This is a genomic window from Serratia sp. JKS000199 (assembly GCF_900215455.1).
Lineage (GTDB): Bacteria > Pseudomonadota > Gammaproteobacteria > Enterobacterales > Enterobacteriaceae > Serratia > Serratia ureilytica.
Map to the genome: position 1 here is coordinate 3,521,663 of NZ_LT907843.1, position 20,124 is coordinate 3,541,786.

A 20,124-nucleotide genomic window follows, 5' to 3' on the forward strand; every position below is an offset into this window, starting at 1 on the left:
TGATACGATGTCTTTTCAACCCCAATTCGCGCAGCAGCGCCAAGCCATTCGTCAACTCATTCGCCAACGTCGGCGCGAGCTTACGCCCGAGCAGCAACGCTTTGCCGCAGAAAAGATAACCGAACGCCTCACCGCACACGCGCGCATTCAAGCGGCGCACAACATCGCGGTCTTCCTGTCGTTTGACGGCGAACTCGATACCGGGCCGCTGATCGAGCGTCTGTGGACGCTCGGCAAACGGGTTTACCTGCCGGTGCTGCACCCGTTCAGCCCGGGTCACCTGCTGTTCCTGCGCTATGCGCCGGAAACGCCGCTGGTACGCAATCGCTTCAATATTCTCGAGCCCCGCCTCGATGTGCGCCAGGTGTTGCCGCTGGGCGAACTTGACGTCGTGCTGACGCCGTTGGTGGCATTCGATCATACCGGGCAGCGTTTGGGCATGGGGGGCGGTTTCTACGATCGCACCCTGCAAAACTGGCGCAGCGGCGGCCCCTATCCCATCGGTCTGGCCCATGATTGCCAGCAGGTGGAGCGCCTGCCGACCGAACACTGGGATATCCCGCTGCCGGAAATCCTCACCCCGCTCTGCAGCTGGGCGTGGCGGGAGCCCAAATAGCAAAAGGCCGGATCGCTCCGGCCTTTTTCGTTGCGGCGAGCCGCCGAATCAGAACAGCAGACGGGCGCGAATGGTGCCGTCGATGGCCTTCATGCGCTGCAGCGCGGCGTCGGCGCGCGCGGTTTCCGCTTCGATGTCGATCACCACATAGCCAATTTCCGGCCCGGTTTGCAGATACTGCGCGGCGATGTTAACCCCCTCTTCGGCGAAGATCTGGTTAATCTGCGTCAGCACGCCCGGACGGTTTTCATGGATGTGCAGCAGACGGCTGGCGTTCGGGCCATGCGCCGGCAACGACACTTCCGGGAAGTTGACCGCCGACAGGGTCGAACCGTTATCGGAATATTTCGCCAGCTTGCCGGCCACTTCGTCGCCGATGTTTTCCTGCGCTTCCTGAGTGGAACCGCCGATGTGCGGCGTCAGCAGCACGTTATCGAACTCACACAGCGGCGAGTTGAACGGATCGCTGTTGGTCGCCGGTTCTTCCGGGAAGACGTCGATCGCCGCCCCCGCCAGGTGATTGCTGGCCAGCGCGTCGCACAGCGCGGGGATATCCACCACGGTGCCGCGCGAGGCGTTGATCAGAATAGCGCCCGGTTTCATCAGCGCCAGCTCTTCCGCCCCCATCATATTCTTGGTCGCCAGCGTTTCCGGCACGTGCAGCGTCACCACGTCGCTCATATTGAGCAGATCGGACAGATGACGCACCTGTTGCGCGTTGCCCAACGGCAGCTTGTTCTCGATATCGTAGAAGAACACCTTCATGCCCAGCCCTTCGGCCAGAATGCCCAGCTGGGTGCCGATATGGCCGTAGCCGATGATGCCCAGTTTTTTGCCGCGCGCTTCATAGGAGCCCACGGCCAGTTTGTGCCACACGCCGCGGTGCGCCTTGGCGTTGGCGGCCGGAATGCCGCGCAGCATCAACAGCAGCTCGCCCAGCACCATTTCGGCCACGGATCGGGTATTGGAGAACGGGGCGTTGAAGACCGGAATGCCGCGTTTGGTCGCCGCTTTCAGGTCAACCTGGTTGGTGCCGATGCAGAAGCAGCCCACCGCCACCAGTTTTTCTGCGGCGGCGAACACCTCTTCGGTCAGATGCGTGCGCGATCGGATGCCGACGAAGTGCGCATCGCGGATGGAGGCCTTCAGCGATTCGGTGTCTAACGCACCCTTGTGGTATTCGATGTTGGTATAACCGGCGGCACGCAAATTATCGACCGTGCTCTGATGAACCCCTTCCACCAACAGGAATTTAATCCTGTCTTTCTCCAATGATACTTTTGCCATTTACCCGACCCTATGTTCAGACTTCAGAAGCGGCTGTGACGACACAGCTCCCATCCAACATAACAAAAATAACGCGGGCGGCAATACAAACGATTGCCTGCCCGGCAGGACAAGGCGCAGCGTTGATGGCGGTTTACGGCAGAAAATGCCATAGGGAAAGTTTTCGGCAGAAGCTTTGGGGAGTCAGTTTTCACAATGTGACATAAGTCACCAAATTTGCCGCTTTTTAGAAAAGATGTTTTAACCGAAGAAATATGCGGCCCGGCACTGCCGGGCCACAGGCCGCAGAGGCTTATTTGACCACTTTCACGCCTTCCGGGGTGCCGACCAGCGCCACGTCCGCGCCGCGGTTGGCGAACAGCCCCACGGTCACCACGCCGGCGATGCCGTTGATCTTGTTCTCCAGCGCGATAGCGTCGGTGATGCTCAGGTTATGCACATCGAGGATCACGTTGCCGTTGTCGGTCACTACGTTCTGGCGATACTCCGGCAGGCCGCCCAGTTTCACCAGCTCACGCGCCACATAGGAGCGGGCCATCGGGATCACTTCCACCGGCAGCGGGAATTTGCCCAGCACGTCCACCTGCTTGCTGGCGTCGACGATGCAGATGAATTTCTTGGCGATGGCGGCGATGATCTTCTCGCGCGTCAGCGCCGCGCCGCCGCCTTTGATCATCTGCATGTGGCCGTTGATTTCGTCCGCGCCGTCCACGTAGATATCGAGCGAGTCCACTTCGTTGCTGTCGAACACATGGATGCCGAGGCTTTTCAGCTTGGCGGTTGAGGCGTCTGAGCTGGACACCGCGCCTTCAATCTGGTGCTTGATGGAGCCCAGCGCGTCAATAAAGTGGGCGGCGGTAGAGCCGGTGCCCACCCCGACGATGGTGCCCGGCGTCACGTATTCCAGCGCCGCCCAGCCCACCGCTTTTTTCAGTTCATCCTGCGTCATAATATGTCCCTTGCCTCTGTACGAAAACGTGTGCGTATTATAGGGTAAAACGCTGTTTTTCACGCCGGCAGGATCACACTTATTTACCGCAGCCCGCATTTTTACCCGCTTGGCGGCGAGCTGGGGGCGTGATTTTTCCACCTGCGCCGCACGCAAAATGTGGCATAGTGCCGGTATCATTCTAATTTAAGGGATATCTTTCCGATGAAACGCCCAGACTATCGTACGCTGCAAGCGCTGGACGCGGTGATCCGTGAGCGCGGCTTCGAGCGCGCCGCGCAAAAACTCTGCATCACGCAATCGGCGGTATCCCAACGCATCAAACAGCTGGAAAACCTGTTCGGCCAACCGCTGCTGGTCCGCACCGTGCCGCCGCGCCCGACCGAACAGGGGCAAAAGCTGCTGGCGCTGCTGCATCAGGTGGAGCTGCTGGAAGAAGAGTGGCTGGGCAACGACACCGGCGTCGATACGCCGCTGCTGCTGTCGCTGGCGGTCAACGCCGACAGTCTGGCGACCTGGCTGCTGCCGGCGCTGAAGCCGGTGCTGGCGGACTCCCCCATTCGTCTGAATCTGCAGGTGGAAGATGAAACCCGCACCCAGGAGCGGCTGCGCCGTGGTGAGGTGGTGGGCGCGGTGAGTATTCAGCCGCAGCCGCTGCCGAGCTGCCTGGTGGATCGGCTGGGGGCGCTGGACTACCTGTTCGTGGCCTCCAGCGGCTTCGCCGAGCGCTATTTCCCGAACGGCGTCACCCGCTCCGCGCTGTTGAAAGCGCCGGCGGTGGCCTTCGATCATCTCGACGACATGCACCAGGCATTTCTGCAGCAGAACTTCGATCTGTCGCCGGGCAGCGTGCCCTGCCACATCGTGAACTCATCGGAAGCCTTCGTGCAGCTGGCCCGTCAGGGCACCACCTGCTGTATGATCCCACATCTGCAGATCGAAAAGGAGCTGGCATCCGGCGAACTGATCGATCTGACGCCGGGGCTGTACCAGCGCCGCATGCTGTACTGGCACCGCTTCGCGCCGGAGAGCCGCATGATGCGTAAAGTGACCGACGCGTTGCTGGAGCACGGTCACCAGGTGCTGCGCCAGGATTAAAACGAAAAAAGGTTCGCCGCAGCGAACCTTTTCTTCATGACAACCCCCTTACTGCGCGGCGTTGCGCTGCAGCTCGAACACCACATCCACCTGATCGTCGAAGTGAATGCTTTGCTGTTCATAGGTTTGCGCCGCGTCGTTTTCCGCCGCCGCGCCGGCCGCCTTATACATCCGCGCCACCGGCATCGGCTGGTAGTTGGCGACCCGGTAGCGAATGCTGTACACCGGCCCCAGCTTGGCGTGGAAGCCCTTGGCCAGGGATTCGGCCTGCTGAGTCGCGTTCTCGATCGCTTTTTGCCGCGCCTGCTCGCGATACACGTCCGGCTTGGCGACGCCCAGCTCCACCGCGCGGATCTCGTTCAGGCCGGATTTCAGCGCGCCGTCCAGCAGCTCGTTCAGCTTGTCCAACTGGCGCAGGGTAACCTGCACCTGGCGCACCGCCCGGTAGCCCTTCAGCACCGACTCGCCGGTTTTCAGGTAATCGTATTCCGGCTGGGTGCGCAGGTTGGCGGCGCTGATGTCTTTCTTCTCGATGTTGTTTTTCTGCAGGAAATCAAAGTACTGCGCCACGCGCTCGTCCACCTGCTTCTTCGCCTGGGCGGCGTCTTTGGAGGAAACGCTCACTTCGATCGCCAGAGTGGCGATATCCGGCGTGGCGTCCACGCTGGCGGTGCCGGAGGTGACGACGTGCGGCCCTTCAGGCAATTCAGCCGCCTGCAGCGCCATCGGTAGCGTCCCTAATCCGACCATTGCGGCCATAGCCAATGCTTTTAGCTTCACAGTGTCTCCTTAATGACAGGCTGTCTCTGATCGCCGGCTTTTCCCTGCGAGAACCGCCGGTTTCCTGGCATCAAACGTAGCATATCGCACGGCGTTTTGAATTCGGATTAGTGACAAATTCTTATAAATTTGCCCCCTGCCAGGCCAGCTGCAGCGCGATGCCCCACATCACCAGACCGACCAGCGCGTTGATGATGCGCTGCGCCCGCTGGGTGTTCAGCCACGGCGCCAGCCAGGAGGCCAGCAGCGCCAGGCCAAAGAACCACACCGCCGACGCGCTGACCGCGCCAAGCGCGAACCAGGAACGCACGTCCGCCGTCAGCTGCCCGCCCAGGCTGCCGAGCACCACGAAGGTATCCAGATAGACGTGCGGATTCAGCCAGGTGACCGCCAGCATGGTGACCACGAGGCGCCAGCGGCTCTGCGCCAGCTCCTGCGCCGCGGCCTGCGCCGGTTGTGGGCTGAAGGCGGAACGGAACGCGCCCCAGCCGTACCACAGCAGAAACGCCACCCCGCCCCAGGTCACCAACGCCAGCAGCAGCGGCGAGCGGGTCAGCAACGCGCTGCCGCCGAAAATACCGGCGCAGATCAGCACGATATCGCTCAGCGCGCACAATGAGGCGATCATCAGATGATACTGACGGCGAATGCCCTGATTCATCACGAATACGTTCTGCGGGCCCAGCGGCAGGATCATGGCGGCGCTCAGGGCAAAGCCCTGCAGGAAGACGGCTAGCATGGGAAATTCCTCGAATGATAAAAGGCGCCGGACGTGGGCGCGTATCGGTCAACACGCGCATCATACGAGGAAGCGATCATTAGGTGAAATTGATGTTTCTAATCAAGTATCAGAGATGCTAATACCCTGTGGGCGCCAGGCCAGCGCCGCCAGATTCGCCCATCGGCGAAAAATTCGCTATCATCCGCCCCTCCTCCCTCCAGCCGGCCGACCGATGTCTACGATTACCGATACCTTCATCGCCCCGCCCTGTCATGACCAGATAGAGATCCTCTATCAGGACGATCATCTGGCGCTGATCAATAAACCCGCCGGGTTGCTCAGCCTTTCGGGCAAAAATCCGCAAAATCTCGACTCGGTGCACTATCGGCTGGTGCAGATCTTCCCCGGCTGCACGCTGGCACACCGCCTGGATTTCGGCACGTCCGGGTTGATGGTGGTAGCCCGCAATAAGGCCGTCAATGCCGCGCTCTGCCGGCAGTTCAGCGAGCGCACCGTCGGTAAAATCTACAGCGCGCTGCTCTGCGGCCATCTGGCGGATAACGAAGGGGTAATAGACGCGGCGATCGCCAAAGATCCGGCGCTGTTCCCGCTGATGTCAATTTGCGCCCTTCACGGCAAGCCCGCTCGCTCCCGCTATCGGGTCATCGAGCGTTTTTATCGTGAAACGGAAGGCGGGATCTCGCTGCCGCTGACGCGGGTACAGCTTACCCCAGAGACTGGGCGCACCCACCAGCTGCGTATTCACAGCCGGCAATTGGGCCATCCTATTTTAGGCTGCGATCTGTATGGTGGGCGCCTGCTGCCGGGTGCCGAGCAGACGCCGCGGTTGATGCTGCACGCCAGCGAACTGGACTTTGTGCACCCCATCCGCGGAGAGCGGATAACCGCTCGTCACGCCGCGCCGTTCTGAACGCGGCTTACCACATCAAATCGTCAGGCACTTTAAAGTCGGCGTACGGATCGTCTTCATCCTGCTCTTCCTGACTCAGCGCGCTGTGCAACACAATGCTGCCCGCATCGCGCTGCGCGATTTTATCGGCGACGCTCGCGGGGATAATCGCGTATTCACACTCTTCCCGGTTCTCGACCACCAAGCGGGCAATGGCGAGGCGGCCATTGATCAGTTGGGTCTGCGTCGCCTTATCCACCAGGATTTTTTTGATCAGGTTGCCATCGGTGAAGTTAAAACCGATATCGCCTTTCGCCAGAACGATGCGATTCATCTCGATCAGCTGCTTCACCTGCGCCTTGTATTCTTTGGACAGCGCGGCTTGCTTTTGCTGCTCGTTCAGCTGCTTATCGCGCTCAAGCTGCGCCTTTTTATTCTCTTCCACCGCCTCTCTGGCCTCGCGGGCCTGAACGCGTGATTTTTTAGCCGTTCTTTGGACTTTGGCCATTTTCTTGCTGGTTACCAAGCCCGCTTTGAGCATCTGCTCTTGTAAGGTGAGTTTTGTCATGTTCGTGTCTGAAGCCGTGGGATCATGAAGGGATTATACCCGTAATTTTTCAGGCTGCACCAGGTTGCCGGCCCAACCCATCGGCGGTTTGCGCCGCAGAGCAACGGCGGTAAAACGGCCCGAACGCCCGATCATGAATACCGCTCATGTGGTAATGAAATTAAGTCTCTTTCACTCCCTCCGGGACTCTGGCAAAAATAGACCTCATTAACGACAGACAATATGAAATCGGCTGAATAAAAAAATAGAAAAACAAGCCATTGAAAGAAATGGATAAATCCAGCCTTCATATCATATAACAGGATGCTATAAGACGATGAATACAGACTTTACCTTTACGATTAAGAGCAGTTCTTTCGACGAAGATTATAACCCTTCTGAAAATACGCGTATCACCACCAACTTTGCCAATTTGGCCAGAGGGAAAAACCGCCGGGAGAACCTGCGCAACACGTTGGTGATGATCGACAATCGCTTTAATGCATTAGCCTATTGGGATAACCCCAAGGCCGATCGCTACTCTGTCGAGCTGGAAATCATCTCGGTTGAGATGCGCATCGAAGATCAGGGCGCCAGCTTTCCAGTTATCGAAATCCTGAAAACCAACATCATCGATAAAAAAACGCAAAAGCGTATCGAGGGCATCGTCGGGAACAATTTCTCGTCTTACGTGCGCGATTACGACTTTAGCGTCTTGCTGCCGGCGCACAATAAAAACGCGGCGGAATTTACCATTCCGGATGATTTCGGCGATTTGCACGGCAATATCTTTAAGCACTTCGTCAATTCAAACGAATACCATGAAAATTTCAGCAAACCGCCGGTGATCTGCCTCAGCGTATCCAGCAAAGACACCTACCATCGGACGGGCAATCAACACCCGGTCTTGGGCGACGAGTATCGGCAAGACGGCGCTTCATTGACCGACCGGTATTTTAAAAAAATGGGCCTGCAGGTGCGCTATTTCATGCCGAAAAATAGCGTTGCACCCCTGGCCTTTTATTTCCCCGGGGATTTGCTGAGCGATTACACCGACCTGGAACTGATCGGCACCATCAGCACGATGGAGACCTTCCAGAAAATCTATCGGCCTGAAATTTACAATGCCAATTCGGCGGCGGGGCAATGCTATCAGCCAAGCCTGAATAACCAGGATCATTCATTAACCAAGATTGTTTACGATCGCGAAGAGCGTAGCCAGTTAGCGATTGAGCAGGGGAAATTTACGGAAGAGCAATTTATCAAACCCTACAAGCCTATTCTTGAGCAATGGTCTGCTCACTACGCGCTTTGATTCACTTAAATACAGGTCACCTATCATGAAAATATTGCTCCCCACATCGACCGCCGGCAGCTTGCCCAAACCGGTCTGGCTGGCCCAACCGGAAACCCTGTGGTCGCCCTGGAAATTGCAGAATGAAGAACTCATCGAAGGGAAACAGGACGCTCTGCGTTTGTCACTGGCAGAGCAACAACAGGCCGGCATCGATATCGTCAGCGATGGCGAACAAACCCGTCAGCACTTCGTCACGACGTTTATCGAGCATCTCAGCGGCGTCGATTTCGAAAAACGCGAAGTGGTTAAAATCCGCAATCGCTATGAGGCGAGCGTGCCGACGGTCGTGGGGGCGGTCTCGCGTCAAAAACCCGTTTTCGTTGAAGACGCCAAATTTTTACGCCAGCTGACCACACAGCCGATTAAATGGGCCCTGCCGGGGCCGATGACCATGATCGACACACTCTATGACAACCACTATAAAAGCCGCGAGAAATTAGCCTGGGAGTTCGCGAAGATCCTCAATCAGGAAGCCAAAGAGCTCGAGGCCGCAGGCGTCGACATTATTCAGTTTGATGAGCCCGCATTTAACGTGTTCTTTGACGAGGTGAATGACTGGGGCATCGCCGCCCTGGAAAGAGCCATTGAAGGGCTTAAGTGTGAAACCGCCGTACATATCTGCTATGGATATGGGATTAAAGCCAATACCGACTGGAAAAAGACGCTGGGCTCGGAATGGCGACAATATGAAGAGGCGTTTCCGAAACTGCAAACGTCCAACATCGATATCATCTCGCTGGAGTGCCATAACTCGCACGTGCCCATGGATCTGCTTGAACTGATCCGCGGCAAAAAGGTGATGGTCGGCGCCATCGACGTAGCGAATCATGCCGTTGAGACGCCGGAGGAAGTGGCCGACACGCTGCGCAAAGCGCTGCAGTTTGTCGATGCCGACAAACTCTATCCGTCGACCAACTGCGGCATGGCCCCCCTGCCCCGTCAGGTCGCCCGCGGCAAGCTGAATGCGTTAAGCGCAGGCGCCGAGATCGTGCGCCGAGAGCTGTTAGCCAAATAACCTTGCCTGCGCCCGCCACAGACACCTCCTGCGGCGGGCGATTATCAGCGATTCCCCCTCCACGCAACGCCCCCGATCTGGTGTATACTCGGATTTCTACGCGATGCCAGCCACAGCGGTTTTGGTTCAGGCCTGGCCTGAACAGCCCTCAGCCAGCCCACACCAGCCGAATAACAGTGGAATAACCATGAGCCCAAATACCGCTCGCATCAGCGAAATCATCGATCGCGCCAGGATCTCCCCCTACCAAATCCTGATCCTGACCCTGTGTTTCCTCATTGCCCTGCTGGATGGCTTCGATACCGCCATCATCGGCTATATCGCGCCGGCGCTGCGTGAAGAGTGGGGCCTGCACCCCTCGCAGCTTTCTCCTGCCTTCGGCGCGGGGCTGTTCGGCCTGCTGATCGGCAGCCTGCTGTTCGGGCCGATCGCCGACGCCATCGGCCGCAAACGCGTGCTGCTCGTCGCGGTGCTGGTGTTTGGCGGCTGCACCCTGGCTTCTGCCTATACGCAATCGATAGAATCCCTGACCTTGCTGCGCTTCATCACCGGCATTGGCCTCGGGGGCGCGATACCGACCTGCATTACCCTCAGCTCGGAGTACTCACCGGCGCGCCGCCGCATGCTGATGGTCACCCTGAGCTGGAGCGGCTTTACCGCCGGGCTGGCCCTGGGCGGCCTGCTGGCCGGGCAGATCATCCCGGCGTTCGGCTGGCGCGGCGTGCTGCTGGTCGGCGGCATTGCGCCATTGGCGCTGCTGCCGCTGCTGGCCTGGCAGATGCCCGAGTCGGTACGCTTTATGGCTGCCAACGCCAAACATGCCGATCGGCTGCGCCGGGTGGTCGAACGCATCACCGGCCAGCGTTGGGCCGGCGTGACGATTGTCGATGACGAGCGCCCACCGCAGGCCACATCGCCGATATCACACCTGTTTATCGAAGGCCGCGCCGTGCGCACCCTGCTGCTGTGGGTGGCGTTCTTCTGTTCGCTGTTCGTGTTCTACCTGCTCACCAGCTGGCTGCCGACCCTGCTCAAAGACGCCGGTTACGATATCGCCCACGCCTCGCGCATCGGCGCGATGGTGCCGCTCGGCGGCACCCTGGGCGCCATCCTGATGGCGCTGCTGATGGATCGGATCGGGCCATACCGCGTACTGGCCGTCTCCTACCTGGGCGCCGCACTGGTAATTGGCGCGACCGGGTATCTGATGGGCGACGTCTACACGCTGGCCGCCGTCGTGTTCCTTATCGGCTTCGGCGTGGCCGGCGCGCAAAACGGCCTGAACCTGGTCTCCGCCACCCTTTATCCGACCGCAGCCCGCGTCACCGGCGTCAGCTGGGCCATGGCCAATGGCCGCTTCGGCTCAATTGTCGGCTCGATGCTCGGCGCCTGGATGATGGCCGCCGCCGGCTCGACGGAAGTGTTCTTCCTCTGGCTGGCGCTGCCGGCGCTGCTGGGCGCCGCCGCCATCTTCCTGCTCTATCGCCTCAGCCTGCGCCGCCGCACGCCGCTCACGGAACCGGCTGCGGGCATCTGACCTCGCGGAAAATAAAAGGCCGAGACGCCATCGGTAGCATCTCGGCCTCTCATGAGAAACCCTTAACCTATCGGTTATTTTTCAAAAGCGCTTGCCGCTATAGTGCACTGTTTTCCTTGTCATTGGCTTCCTTTATGCACTCATCGACATTTTTAAAATCATATTGCAGATAAACGCTCCCAACCCCACTATTGACGGCGGTCGCTTCAAGCATAATCCCCTGCAAATCGTTCTTGAACGGTTTATCTTTTTTCTCTTCCCAGTCAATACCGAAATAGCGTTCTTTTTTAAGCAGCCCCATCATCCAATCACCAGGTTCTTTCCATAACGACCCCGGCAACAGCAAGTCAGTAGCATTTCCTTTGCCATAATTAGCGGTCAATGATTTAGCAATGTCCTTCACCCTGGACTTTAACTCCACCCCATAACTGTCTGTATTGATATCACCGCTAAGCGCGCGAATTCGGCATAAACCAACCTTGGGAGAGATGAGCAAAATGTAGGTTTCAAAGGCGTAATACGTTTTGGGGACGACCTCCGTAGTATAAATATTAAGACGATTCGGTATTGCCGTTAAGGTAACGCCTGTCATGTCCTCGACGTTCTTTTTCGTCAACCCCATTTGCAGTCCAAACGGCCCAATGCCGGGCGGAAGCAACGCGTCTTTCGCCACCGGTTCTTCCCGCTGATTGGATTTTGAAGCGGTTGATGTTGCATGATGGGCTATCGTCGGAACGGCCAGGCCATATTTCGCCGACAGCAATTTTTGCTGCAACATCGCCAGACTTTGCTCTTGAGTGGCTATCGTTGCCTTTTTTATCGACCCCACCAGACCACCATCGTATTGTGCGGCCTCTTGTTTAGCGGTCGATATTTCCCGAGTCAGCATTGCCAATTCGGCGGTGAGCTTTTCCGCCAGCTTCAGATCCGGCGCGGTCTGGTTCGTGACAATCTCAACCTTTGATCCAGACTCAATCGCATTGATTCGTTGCTGAATAAGCGCCTTGTTCGTTTTCAGAATTTCCAGTCGCGCCATCACCAGAGATTTAATCAAGCCGCCGTTTAACGTGTCCTGCTGTTTAGCTGCGTTTTCAATCTCGGCATCCGTACTCACCAGCTCTGACTTTAAATCGTCTACTTGCTGTATTTGTTCAGGCGACAATGCTTTTGGCCCACATCCAGAGATCAAGACGCTCAATAATGCGGCAATAACAGCCCTTTTCATTTCATCCCTTTCCTATCGACAATCCACAAGAAAGCTATGGTATCAGAGAAGGAAACAGTAACAACGAAAAGTCGTTTTTACCGCGACTTATTGAGCTTCTCGTTATTACGCCCGCATCTACTTGTCATAGGCCGCAATTTCCGAAGGCGCATATCGGCTTGGCGCCAATATCGATACAGCGGAGACAGATTGAATGGCTGCCTGGCTAATACGGGGAAAATAGCAATAAAAAAGGGGGCAAGGCCCCCTTCTCTGTTATTCCGCCTTGGCGGAAGCGTCTTCGGTGCGATACAGGTGCACATCCATCTGCGGGAACGGAATGCCGATGTTGTGGGCATCCAGCGCGCGCTTGAAGTTTTCCATCAGATCGAAGTACACGTTCCAGTATTCCGCATTGGTGGTCCAGGAACGGGTCACGAAGTTCAGCGAGGACGGCGCCATCTCGTTCAGACGCACGGTCACGCCTTTGGCGTGCATGATGCGTTTGTCGGCGGCGATCACGTCGCCCAGCACCTTCTTCACCACGTCGATATCGGCGTTGTAGGCCACGCCCACCACGATATCCACGCGGCGGTTCGGTTCGCGGGAGTAGTTGATGATGTTGCCGGCGATGATTTTACCGTTCGGCACCACGATGGTTTTGTTGTCGGCGGTGCGCAGGGTGGTGGAGAAAATCTGCACCTGATCGACGGTACCGGCCACGCCGCCCAGATCGACATATTCACCCACGCGCAGCGGACGGAAGATCACCAGCAGCACGCCGGCGGCGAAGTTGGACAGCGAGCCTTGCAGCGCCAGGCCGACGGCCAAACCGGCGGCACCCAGCACCGCGATCACCGAGGTGGTCTGCACGCCGACGCGCCCCAGCACGGCGATGAAGGTGAACGCCAGCACGCCGTAACGCACGATCGCCGACAGGAAGTCGGCCACCGTGGCGTCGATGCCGCGCAGCTTCATCACGCGGTTCAGCGCATTGCCGACCACGCGGGCCACAATCGAACCGATGATCAGGATAACGATGGCGGCGACGATATTCACCGCGTACTGGATCAACAGATCCTGATTCTTCACCAACCAGTCGCCGGCACCGTTGATGCCGTCTACTACATTCAAATCTTTCATTCGTGTCGTCCTAACTCAGTCCCTAACGGGAGAAACTCGCAAAAATACACTGGCCTCGGCGGCCAGTAGGAAACCACGCCTAAGGGTAACCAACATTAAAGGCTCATGCCAACCATCAGCATTAAAAATAGCCGAAACCGCCCGCCGCTTCTTCTATGCTGAGAACAGCGCGTTGGCCATTTCACGACAAGGGATCCGTTCTTCATGCACATTCGCTCTTCGCTCAAACACTATTGGCAAGTGCGGCCCAGGCTGCTGTTTTCCGTCGGCGCCGGGCTGCTATGCTTTCTGCTGCTGCCCGCCCAGCTCTCGCTGCTGCAACGCTTGATGATCGGCTGGAATACGCTGGCCTGGCTCTACCTGCTGTTTCTCTGGCGGCTGATGCTGGTCAGCACGCCGCAGCACATTCGCCAAATCGCCCGGCGGCAGGACGAAAGCGCCAGCATGGTGCTGGCGTTAGTCAGCCTCGGCTGCCTGGTCAGCTTACTGGCGATCCTGTTTGAATTGAGCAGCGCCAAACAGGTGGCCGGCTCTCTGAAAACGCTGCATTTGCTCCTGACCGGCGCCACGCTGGCGGTCTCCTGGCTGCTTCTGCCGACCGCCTTCACCATGCACTATGCTCATCAGTTTTATCGCCAGGGCGCACAGCAGGATCCTTTGCCGCTGCTGTTCCCCGGCAATCTCGCCGATCCCACCTATCTGGATTTCGCCTACTTCTCCTTCACCATCGCGGTCGCGTCGCAAACCGCCGATGTGGCGGTCGGCGCGGCAGAGGTACGCAAAATCGCGCTCGTGCAGTCGGTTATTTCGTTCGTGTTCAACATGCTGATCCTGGGCCTGTCGATCAATGTCGGTGCCGGCCTGCTGGGCTGAAAACGAAAAAGGCTCCCCGCAGGAGGGAGCCTTGTACTTCATGCAACAGGTGCCGAAGATTACAGAACGTCTACCGCGTTCAGATCTTTGAAGGCCTGCTCCAGACGCGTCACCATGCTGGTTTGCGCTGCGCGCAGCCATACGCGTGGATCGTAGTATTTCTTGTTAGGCTGATCGGCGCCTTTCGGGTTGCCCAACTGGCCCTGCAGGTAAGCTTCGTTCGCTTTGTAGTACTGCAGGATGCCGTCCCAGGTCGCCCATTGGGTGTCGGTGTCGATGTTCATCTTGATCACGCCGTAACCCACAGACTCTTTGATCTCTGCGTCGGTAGAACCGGAACCACCGTGGAACACGAAGTTCAGGCTGTTGTGCGGCAGGTTGAATTTCTTGGACACGTAATCCTGAGAATCGCGCAGGATGGTTGGAGTCAGCTTAACGTTGCCTGGCTTGTACACGCCGTGCACGTTACCGAACGATGCAGCGATGGTGAAGCGCGGGCTGATGGCGTTCAGTTTTTCGTACGCGTAAGCCACGTCTTCCGGCTGGGTGTACAGAGCGGAAGCGTCCATATGGCTGTTGTCCACGCCATCTTCTTCACCGCCGGTGCAGCCCAGTTCGATTTCCAGCGTCATGCCGATTTTGGCCATGCGCTTCAGGTAGGCGCTGCAGATCTCGATGTTTTCTTCCAGAGACTCTTCAGACAGATCGATCATGTGGGAAGAGAACAGCGGTTTGCCGGTAGCGGCGAAGTGTTTCTCGCCGGCGTCCAGCAGGCCGTCCAGCCATGGCAGCAGTTTCTTCGCGCAGTGGTCGGTGTGCAGGATCACCGGCACGCCGTAGTGTTCAGCCATCTGGTGAACGTGGTGTGCGCCGGAGATAGCGCCCAGAATCGCTGCGCCCTGAGGCACATCGGTCTTCACGCCTTTGCCGGCGATGAATGCGGCGCCGCCGTTGGAGAACTGAACGATGACCGGCGCGCGCACTTTAGCCGCGGCTTCCAGCACTGCGTTGATGGAGTCGGTACCCACGCAGTTTACCGCTGGCAGCGCAAAGTTGTTCTCTTTAGCAACTGCGAAGACTTTCTGAACGTCATCACCCGTGATGACACCCGGTTTTACGAAATCAAAAATTTTAGACATGTTACTTTGTCCTGTTTCGTCGGCCGTAGATGGATGTAAATCGATGTTTTCACGCCGCGCAGCATTTGCCGCGCGGTATAAAACAAACGGGCGGCTTTCGCCTCCCGTTGTCTGAATTACTGCTTAGCGCGCTCTTCCAGCATCACGACTGCAGGCAGCGGTTTCCCTTCAACGAATTCCAGGAATGCGCCACCGCCGGTGGAGATGTAGGAGATTTTGTCAGCGATACCGAACAGATCGATGGCTGCCAGAGTGTCGCCGCCGCCAGCGATAGAGAAAGCGTCGCTATCGGCGATCGCGCGGGCGACAATTTCGGTGCCCTTACGGAAGTTAGGGAACTCGAATACGCCAACCGGGCCATTCCACAGAATGGTTTTGGCGTTCTTCAGGATAACGGCCAGACGCTCGGCAGAGACGTCGCCCATATCCAGAATTTGCTCGTTGTCCTGGATCTCGTTGGCCTGCTTCACGGTCGCGGTCGCGGTCTCAGAGAACTCGGTCGCCACGCGCACGTCGGTCGGCACCGGAATGTCGCAGGTTTCCAGCAGTTTCTGCGCGTTCGGGATCAGATCCGGTTCGTACAGGGACTGGCCCACGTTGTTGCCCTGCGCCGCCACGAAGGTGTTGGCAATGCCGCCGCCGACGATCAGCTGATCGGCGATTTTGGACAGGGAATCCAGCACGGTCAGTTTGGTGGAGACTTTAGAACCGCCCACGATGGCGACCATCGGACGGGCCGGGTTACCCAGGGCTTTGCCCAGCGCTTCCAGCTCGGCGGACAGCAGCGGGCCGGCACAGGCGACAGGCGCGAACTTGCCCACGCCGTGGGTGGAAGCCTGCGCGCGGTGCGCGGTGCCGAACGCGTCCATCACGTACACGTCGCACAGCGCCGCGTATTTCTTGGACAGGGTTTCGTCGTCTTTCTTCTCGCCCTTGTTGAAACGGACGTTTTCCAGCACCACCAGTTCACCTTCGGCGACGTCGACGCCATCCAGATAATCCTTCGCCAGACGCACTGGGGATTTCAGGTGATCTTTCAGGTAGTTGACCACAGGCAGCAGGGAGAATTCTTCGTTGTACTCGCCTTCGGTAGGACGACCCAGGTGGGAGGTTACCATCACGCGGGCGCCTTGCTTCAGCGCAGCTTCGATAGTCGGCAGGGAAGCGCGGATACGCGCGTCGGAAGTCACTTTACCGTCTTTTACCGGCACGTTCAGATCGGAGCGGATCAGTACGCGTTTACCCGCCAGATCCAGATCGGTCATCTTAATTACAGACATGGTGAACCCTCTTTATTGAATCTCTATAAAATTGCCTGAGCAGCGCGCCAATCACGCCGGCGCCGCCGTACTAGAAACCGCTGGCGGCCATTGCCCGTGTTGTATCCAACATCCGATTGGCAAAGCCCCATTCATTGTCGCACCAGACCAAGGTCTTTATCAGGTGCTGCCCGCTGACCCGGGTCTGCGTACCGTCGACGATAGCGCTGTGCGGGTCATGGTTAAAATCGATCGAGACCAATGGTAATTCCGTGTAGTCAACTATACCACGAAATGATTCCCGTGCGGCCTTTTGCAACAGCTGGTTGACCTCCGCCACCTTCACTGCGGCGCTCACGCTGACGCTAAGATCGATAGCCGTCACGTTGATGGTCGGCACGCGCACCGAGATAGCCTCGAAGCGATCGCAAAACTGCGGGAAGATGCGGGTGATGCCCGCGGCCAGCTTGGTATCGACCGGAATGATCGACTGGCTCGCCGCGCGGGTGCGCCGCAAATCCGCGTGATACGCGTCGATCACCGGCTGATCGTTCATCGCCGAGTGAATGGTGGTCACGGTGCCGGACTCGATGCTGTAGGCGTCGTCCAGCAGCTTGATCACCGGAATAATGCAGTTGGTGGTGCACGAGGCGTTGGACACGATGCGATGTTCCGCCAGCAGCGTCTGATGGTTGACGCCGAACACGATGGTGGCGTCCAGATCGTTGCCGCCCGGATGGGCGAACAGCACTTTCTTCGCCCCCGCCGCCAGATGGGCCTCGCCATCCGCCCGGCTGCCGTACACGCCGCTGCAGTCCAGCACCACGTCGACGCCCAGTTCGCCCCAGGGCAACTGCTCCACCGCCGGTTGGTGCAACAGGCGAATCGCGTCGTCTCCGACGCTCAGCGTGTCGCACTCTTGCCACACATCCCAGGCGAAGCGGCCATGGCTGGAGTCGTACTTCAGCAGATGGGCCATGCCTTCGGCGTTCGCCAGCTCATTGATCGCCACCACGGAGATTTCCGCCCGTCGGCCCGATTCGTACAGTGCGCGCAATACGCTGCGGCCGATGCGGCCAAAGCCGTTTATCGCTATGCGGATGGTCATGCTGCTCCTGAAAAAGGGCCGTCCACGCCGGGTTGACTCACCGGCGCCGCCCGGCGCTGACTGGTTGTCTCACTAACCCGCATAGAGTAGTGGATCGTACCGCCCGCTGTGAATCGCCGAGTTTGCATTATTCCCGCGCTTCAGCGGTTTTTCACCGCCGTCACATCGGCATTTCTGTCGAAGAGTGCTTCAACTGAAACGCTTCAGCTGAGCATAAACCAAAGTTTTGGCAAAAGGAACACGTGCGACAGTTCCTCAGGTAACGGATGGGAATTTTACGAGCATAAGATGATCTGGCGCACATTTTTGGCCTTAAGACCGCGACGGATTTTCACTCGCCGGCACCGTTTCGCCGTAGTGCTCACAAAAATAGTCGCGCAGAAATTCGACGGTCACCCGCACTTTCGCCGACGTTGCCAGCCGGGAAACGTACACCGCCCAGATATTGGCCGGCTGATAATACTCCGGCAGGATGTGCACCAGTCGGCCGCTGTCGATGTTCTCTTTCACGTCCCAGGCGGAACGCAGCGCGACGCCCTGCCCGTCCAGGCACCACTGATGCACGATTTCGCCGTGGTTCGACGCCAGCGCGCCCGTCACCTTTACCGTTTCTTCACCGCTCGGCCCCTGCAGCCGCCACAGCCCGAACGGATGATCGCGTTCTTTGATCACCAGACAGGAACGGCCCGCCAGCTCCGCCGGGTTTTTCGGCGCCCCGTGGCGCTGCAGGTACGCCGGCGAAGCGCACAGTATGCGCTGGTTGTCCGCCAGCTTGCGCGCAATAAGATTGGGGGCGATATCGTCGCCGATGCGGATATCCAGATCGAAACCTTCGCTGACCAGATCCACCAGCCGATCGGAAACGTCGAGCCGCAGTTCCAGCTGCGGATACTGCCGTGCCAGCGCCGACAGCGCCGGCGCGACGAAACGCCGGCCAAAGCCGAAGCTGCTGACCACTCGCAGCATGCCCTGCGGCGCCTGGCGCACTTCGGACAGCTCGTCCATCATCTGATCGACATCGTTGAGAATGCGCTGCGCCCATTCGTAGATGCGCTCGCCGTCTTCGGTGATCGCCACCCGCCGCGTGGTGCGGTGCAGCAACGACACGTCCAGCGTCTTCTCCAACAGCGCGATGCGCTTGCTGATAAAGGCCGGCGAAACGCCCAACTCTTCGGCGGCGGCGGCAAACCCGGCGCGGCGCGCCACCAGCACGAACACCCGCAGGTCACTCAGGATCGGCATATTGTTCATGATTCGTGTTTTATGTTTCACCGTTTTCAGGATTGATTAACAGTTAGTCAATTATAGGATAACAGTGTTGTCAATCTCCCCTACCTACAAATGAGACCTCTGTATGAGCAAAACTTACAAGATTGCCGCCATCCCCGGGGACGGGATCGGGCGGGAAGTGTTGCCGGAAGGCATACGAGTATTGCAGGCGGCGGCGGCGCGCTGGGATCTGTCGCTGGAATTCGCCACCTTCGAGTGGGCCAGCTGCGACTACTACCAGCACCACGGCCAGATGATGCCGGACGACTGGTTCGAGCAACTGAAAGGCTTCGACGCCATCTATTTCGGCGCCGTCGGTTGGCCGGACACGGTGCCCGACCATATCTCGCTGTGGGGTTCGCTGCTGAAATTCCGGCGCGACTTCGAACAGTACGTCAACCTGCGTCCGGTGCGGCTGTTTCCCGGTGTGCCCTGCCCGCTGGCGAACAAGCAGCCGGGCGATATCGATTTCTACGTGGTGCGCGAAAATACCGAAGGGGAATACTCCTCGCTCGGCGGACGGATGTTCGAAGGCACCGAACGCGAGATGGTGATCCAGGAATCGGTCTTCACCCGTCAGGGCGTGGACCGCATCCTGAAGTACGCCTTTGAGCTGGCGCAACAGCGCCCGCGCAAACGCCTGACCGCCGCCACCAAGTCCAACGGCATGGCCATCAGCATGCCGTACTGGGATGAGCGCGTGGCGGAGATGGCGCGCCAATACCCTGATATCGCCTGGGACAAACAGCACATCGATATTCTGTGCGCGCGTTTCGTGCTGAACCCCGAACGCTTCGACGTGGTGGTCGCCTCCAACCTGTTCGGCGATATTTTGTCGGATCTCGGCCCGGCCTGCACCGGCACCATCGGCATCGCCCCCTCGGCCAACCTGAACCCGGAGCGCAACTTCCCGTCGCTGTTCGAGCCGGTGCACGGCTCGGCGCCGGACATTTTCGGCAAAAACATCGCCAACCCGATCGCCATGATCTGGAGCGGCGCGATGATGCTGGACTTCCTCGGCGACGGCGATGCCCGCTACCGCCAGGCGCACGACGGCATCCTGCAGGCGATTGAGCGCATTATCGCCGACGGGCCGCGCACGCCGGACATGCGCGGCGACGCCTCCACCCAGCAAGTCGGCCAGGCGATCGCCGCCCTGCTGCAACGCTGAACGCCGCAGATTTTCCCGCGCAGGGCGCCCTTCCGCGCCCTGCTTTGCCACGTCCGTTTTTCCGCTTCGATCGCTGCCGCAAATCCGTTGAAAACCACCGCAGAAGGCACGCCAATACCCCGGTCAAGATCACAACAAATT

19 protein-coding genes are annotated in these 20,124 nt (G+C 58.5%); 8 read left to right on the forward strand and 11 right to left on the reverse strand.

Annotation, left to right across the window (positions count from 1 at the left end; all coding sequences use genetic code 11):
- The first annotated feature begins 7 nt into the window (after window positions 1-7).
- Window positions 8-616, forward strand: coding sequence for a 5-formyltetrahydrofolate cyclo-ligase (locus CPH57_RS16820; RefSeq protein WP_096242577.1), 609 nt, complete (start codon window positions 8-10; stop codon window positions 614-616).
- 48 nt (window positions 617-664) lie between these two features.
- Here the strand turns inward: CPH57_RS16820 and serA are convergent, their stop codons facing one another.
- Together serA and rpiA are read right to left on the reverse strand one after the other, a co-directional pair.
- Entirely contained in the window at window positions 665-1,903 is a 1,239-nt protein-coding gene (gene serA / locus CPH57_RS16825) for a phosphoglycerate dehydrogenase (RefSeq protein ID WP_025304156.1), read from the reverse strand.
- 292 nt (window positions 1,904-2,195) lie between these two features.
- Window positions 2,196-2,852 (reverse strand): ribose-5-phosphate isomerase RpiA, encoded by a 657-nt coding sequence (rpiA, locus tag CPH57_RS16830; protein ID WP_025304157.1) that lies wholly within the window; start codon window positions 2,850-2,852, stop codon window positions 2,196-2,198.
- A gap of 204 nt (window positions 2,853-3,056) precedes the next feature.
- Between rpiA and CPH57_RS16835 the strand changes: the two genes are divergently transcribed.
- A complete protein-coding gene (locus CPH57_RS16835; protein WP_004931613.1) occupies window positions 3,057-3,950 on the forward strand; it encodes a LysR family transcriptional regulator ArgP in 894 nt (297 codons plus the stop codon).
- Window positions 3,951-3,998: 48 nt separating this feature from the next.
- Here the strand turns inward: CPH57_RS16835 and CPH57_RS16840 are convergent, their stop codons facing one another.
- Window positions 3,999-4,730: an oxidative stress defense protein gene (locus tag CPH57_RS16840; protein WP_031300626.1), complete on the reverse strand. Its 732-nt coding sequence runs from the start codon at window positions 4,728-4,730 to the stop codon at window positions 3,999-4,001.
- 121 nt (window positions 4,731-4,851) lie between these two features.
- A complete protein-coding gene (argO, locus tag CPH57_RS16845; protein WP_025304159.1) occupies window positions 4,852-5,469 on the reverse strand; it encodes an arginine exporter ArgO in 618 nt (205 codons plus the stop codon).
- 214 nt (window positions 5,470-5,683) lie between these two features.
- On the opposite strand from argO, the gene CPH57_RS16850 reads away from it, so the two are divergent.
- Entirely contained in the window at window positions 5,684-6,382 is a 699-nt protein-coding gene (locus tag CPH57_RS16850; RefSeq protein ID WP_047573755.1) for an RluA family pseudouridine synthase, read from the forward strand.
- Between the two features lie 7 nt (window positions 6,383-6,389).
- On the opposite strand, the gene CPH57_RS16855 is transcribed toward CPH57_RS16850, so the two are convergent.
- A complete protein-coding gene (locus tag CPH57_RS16855) occupies window positions 6,390-6,929 on the reverse strand; it encodes a DUF2058 domain-containing protein (RefSeq protein WP_047573752.1) in 540 nt (179 codons plus the stop codon).
- 316 nt (window positions 6,930-7,245) lie between these two features.
- On the opposite strand from CPH57_RS16855, the gene CPH57_RS16860 reads away from it, so the two are divergent.
- The 3 genes from CPH57_RS16860 (at window position 7,246) to CPH57_RS16870 (ending at window position 10,817) form a co-directional block, all read left to right on the forward strand.
- Window positions 7,246-8,223 carry a DUF1852 domain-containing protein gene (locus CPH57_RS16860; protein WP_033652185.1) on the forward strand — a complete coding sequence of 326 codons (978 nt, stop codon included), beginning with the start codon at window positions 7,246-7,248 and terminating at the stop codon, window positions 8,221-8,223.
- 25 nt (window positions 8,224-8,248) lie between these two features.
- Window positions 8,249-9,280: a methionine synthase gene (locus tag CPH57_RS16865; RefSeq protein WP_033644741.1), complete on the forward strand. Its 1,032-nt coding sequence runs from the start codon at window positions 8,249-8,251 to the stop codon at window positions 9,278-9,280.
- 187 nt (window positions 9,281-9,467) lie between these two features.
- On the forward strand, window positions 9,468-10,817 hold the full coding sequence (locus CPH57_RS16870; RefSeq protein ID WP_096242578.1) for an MFS transporter: 1,350 nt from the start codon (window positions 9,468-9,470) through the stop codon (window positions 10,815-10,817).
- A 97-nt stretch (window positions 10,818-10,914) separates the two neighbouring features.
- On the opposite strand, the gene CPH57_RS16875 is transcribed toward CPH57_RS16870, so the two are convergent.
- Both CPH57_RS16875 and mscS read right to left on the reverse strand, forming a co-directional pair.
- Entirely contained in the window at window positions 10,915-12,042 is a 1,128-nt protein-coding gene (locus CPH57_RS16875; protein WP_033644738.1) for a hypothetical protein, read from the reverse strand.
- A gap of 255 nt (window positions 12,043-12,297) precedes the next feature.
- Complete coding sequence (gene mscS / locus CPH57_RS16880; RefSeq protein WP_015378992.1) at window positions 12,298-13,164, reverse strand: small-conductance mechanosensitive channel MscS; 867 nt, start codon at window positions 13,162-13,164, stop codon at window positions 12,298-12,300.
- Between the two features lie 204 nt (window positions 13,165-13,368).
- On the opposite strand from mscS, the gene CPH57_RS16885 reads away from it, so the two are divergent.
- Window positions 13,369-14,037: a DUF1345 domain-containing protein gene (locus tag CPH57_RS16885; RefSeq protein WP_096242579.1), complete on the forward strand. Its 669-nt coding sequence runs from the start codon at window positions 13,369-13,371 to the stop codon at window positions 14,035-14,037.
- A gap of 59 nt (window positions 14,038-14,096) precedes the next feature.
- Here the strand turns inward: CPH57_RS16885 and fbaA are convergent, their stop codons facing one another.
- The 4 genes from fbaA to CPH57_RS16905 form a co-directional block, all read right to left on the reverse strand.
- Window positions 14,097-15,176 (reverse strand): class II fructose-bisphosphate aldolase, encoded by a 1,080-nt coding sequence (gene fbaA, locus CPH57_RS16890; RefSeq protein ID WP_025304179.1) that lies wholly within the window; start codon window positions 15,174-15,176, stop codon window positions 14,097-14,099.
- Window positions 15,177-15,292: 116 nt separating this feature from the next.
- The gene (gene pgk, locus CPH57_RS16895; protein WP_025160206.1) at window positions 15,293-16,456 is read right to left on the reverse strand and encodes a phosphoglycerate kinase; all 1,164 of its coding nucleotides are present in this window, start codon (window positions 16,454-16,456) and stop codon (window positions 15,293-15,295) included.
- Between the two features lie 70 nt (window positions 16,457-16,526).
- Window positions 16,527-17,543, reverse strand: a complete 1,017-nt coding sequence (gene epd / locus CPH57_RS16900; protein WP_096242580.1) for an erythrose-4-phosphate dehydrogenase — start codon at window positions 17,541-17,543, stop codon at window positions 16,527-16,529.
- A gap of 312 nt (window positions 17,544-17,855) precedes the next feature.
- Window positions 17,856-18,815 carry a LysR substrate-binding domain-containing protein gene (locus CPH57_RS16905; protein WP_273866173.1) on the reverse strand — a complete coding sequence of 320 codons (960 nt, stop codon included), beginning with the start codon at window positions 18,813-18,815 and terminating at the stop codon, window positions 17,856-17,858.
- An 82-nt stretch (window positions 18,816-18,897) separates the two neighbouring features.
- On the opposite strand from CPH57_RS16905, the gene CPH57_RS16910 reads away from it, so the two are divergent.
- A complete protein-coding gene (locus CPH57_RS16910) occupies window positions 18,898-19,983 on the forward strand; it encodes a tartrate dehydrogenase (RefSeq protein ID WP_033652189.1) in 1,086 nt (361 codons plus the stop codon).
- Window positions 19,984-20,124: the final 141 nt, after the last annotated feature.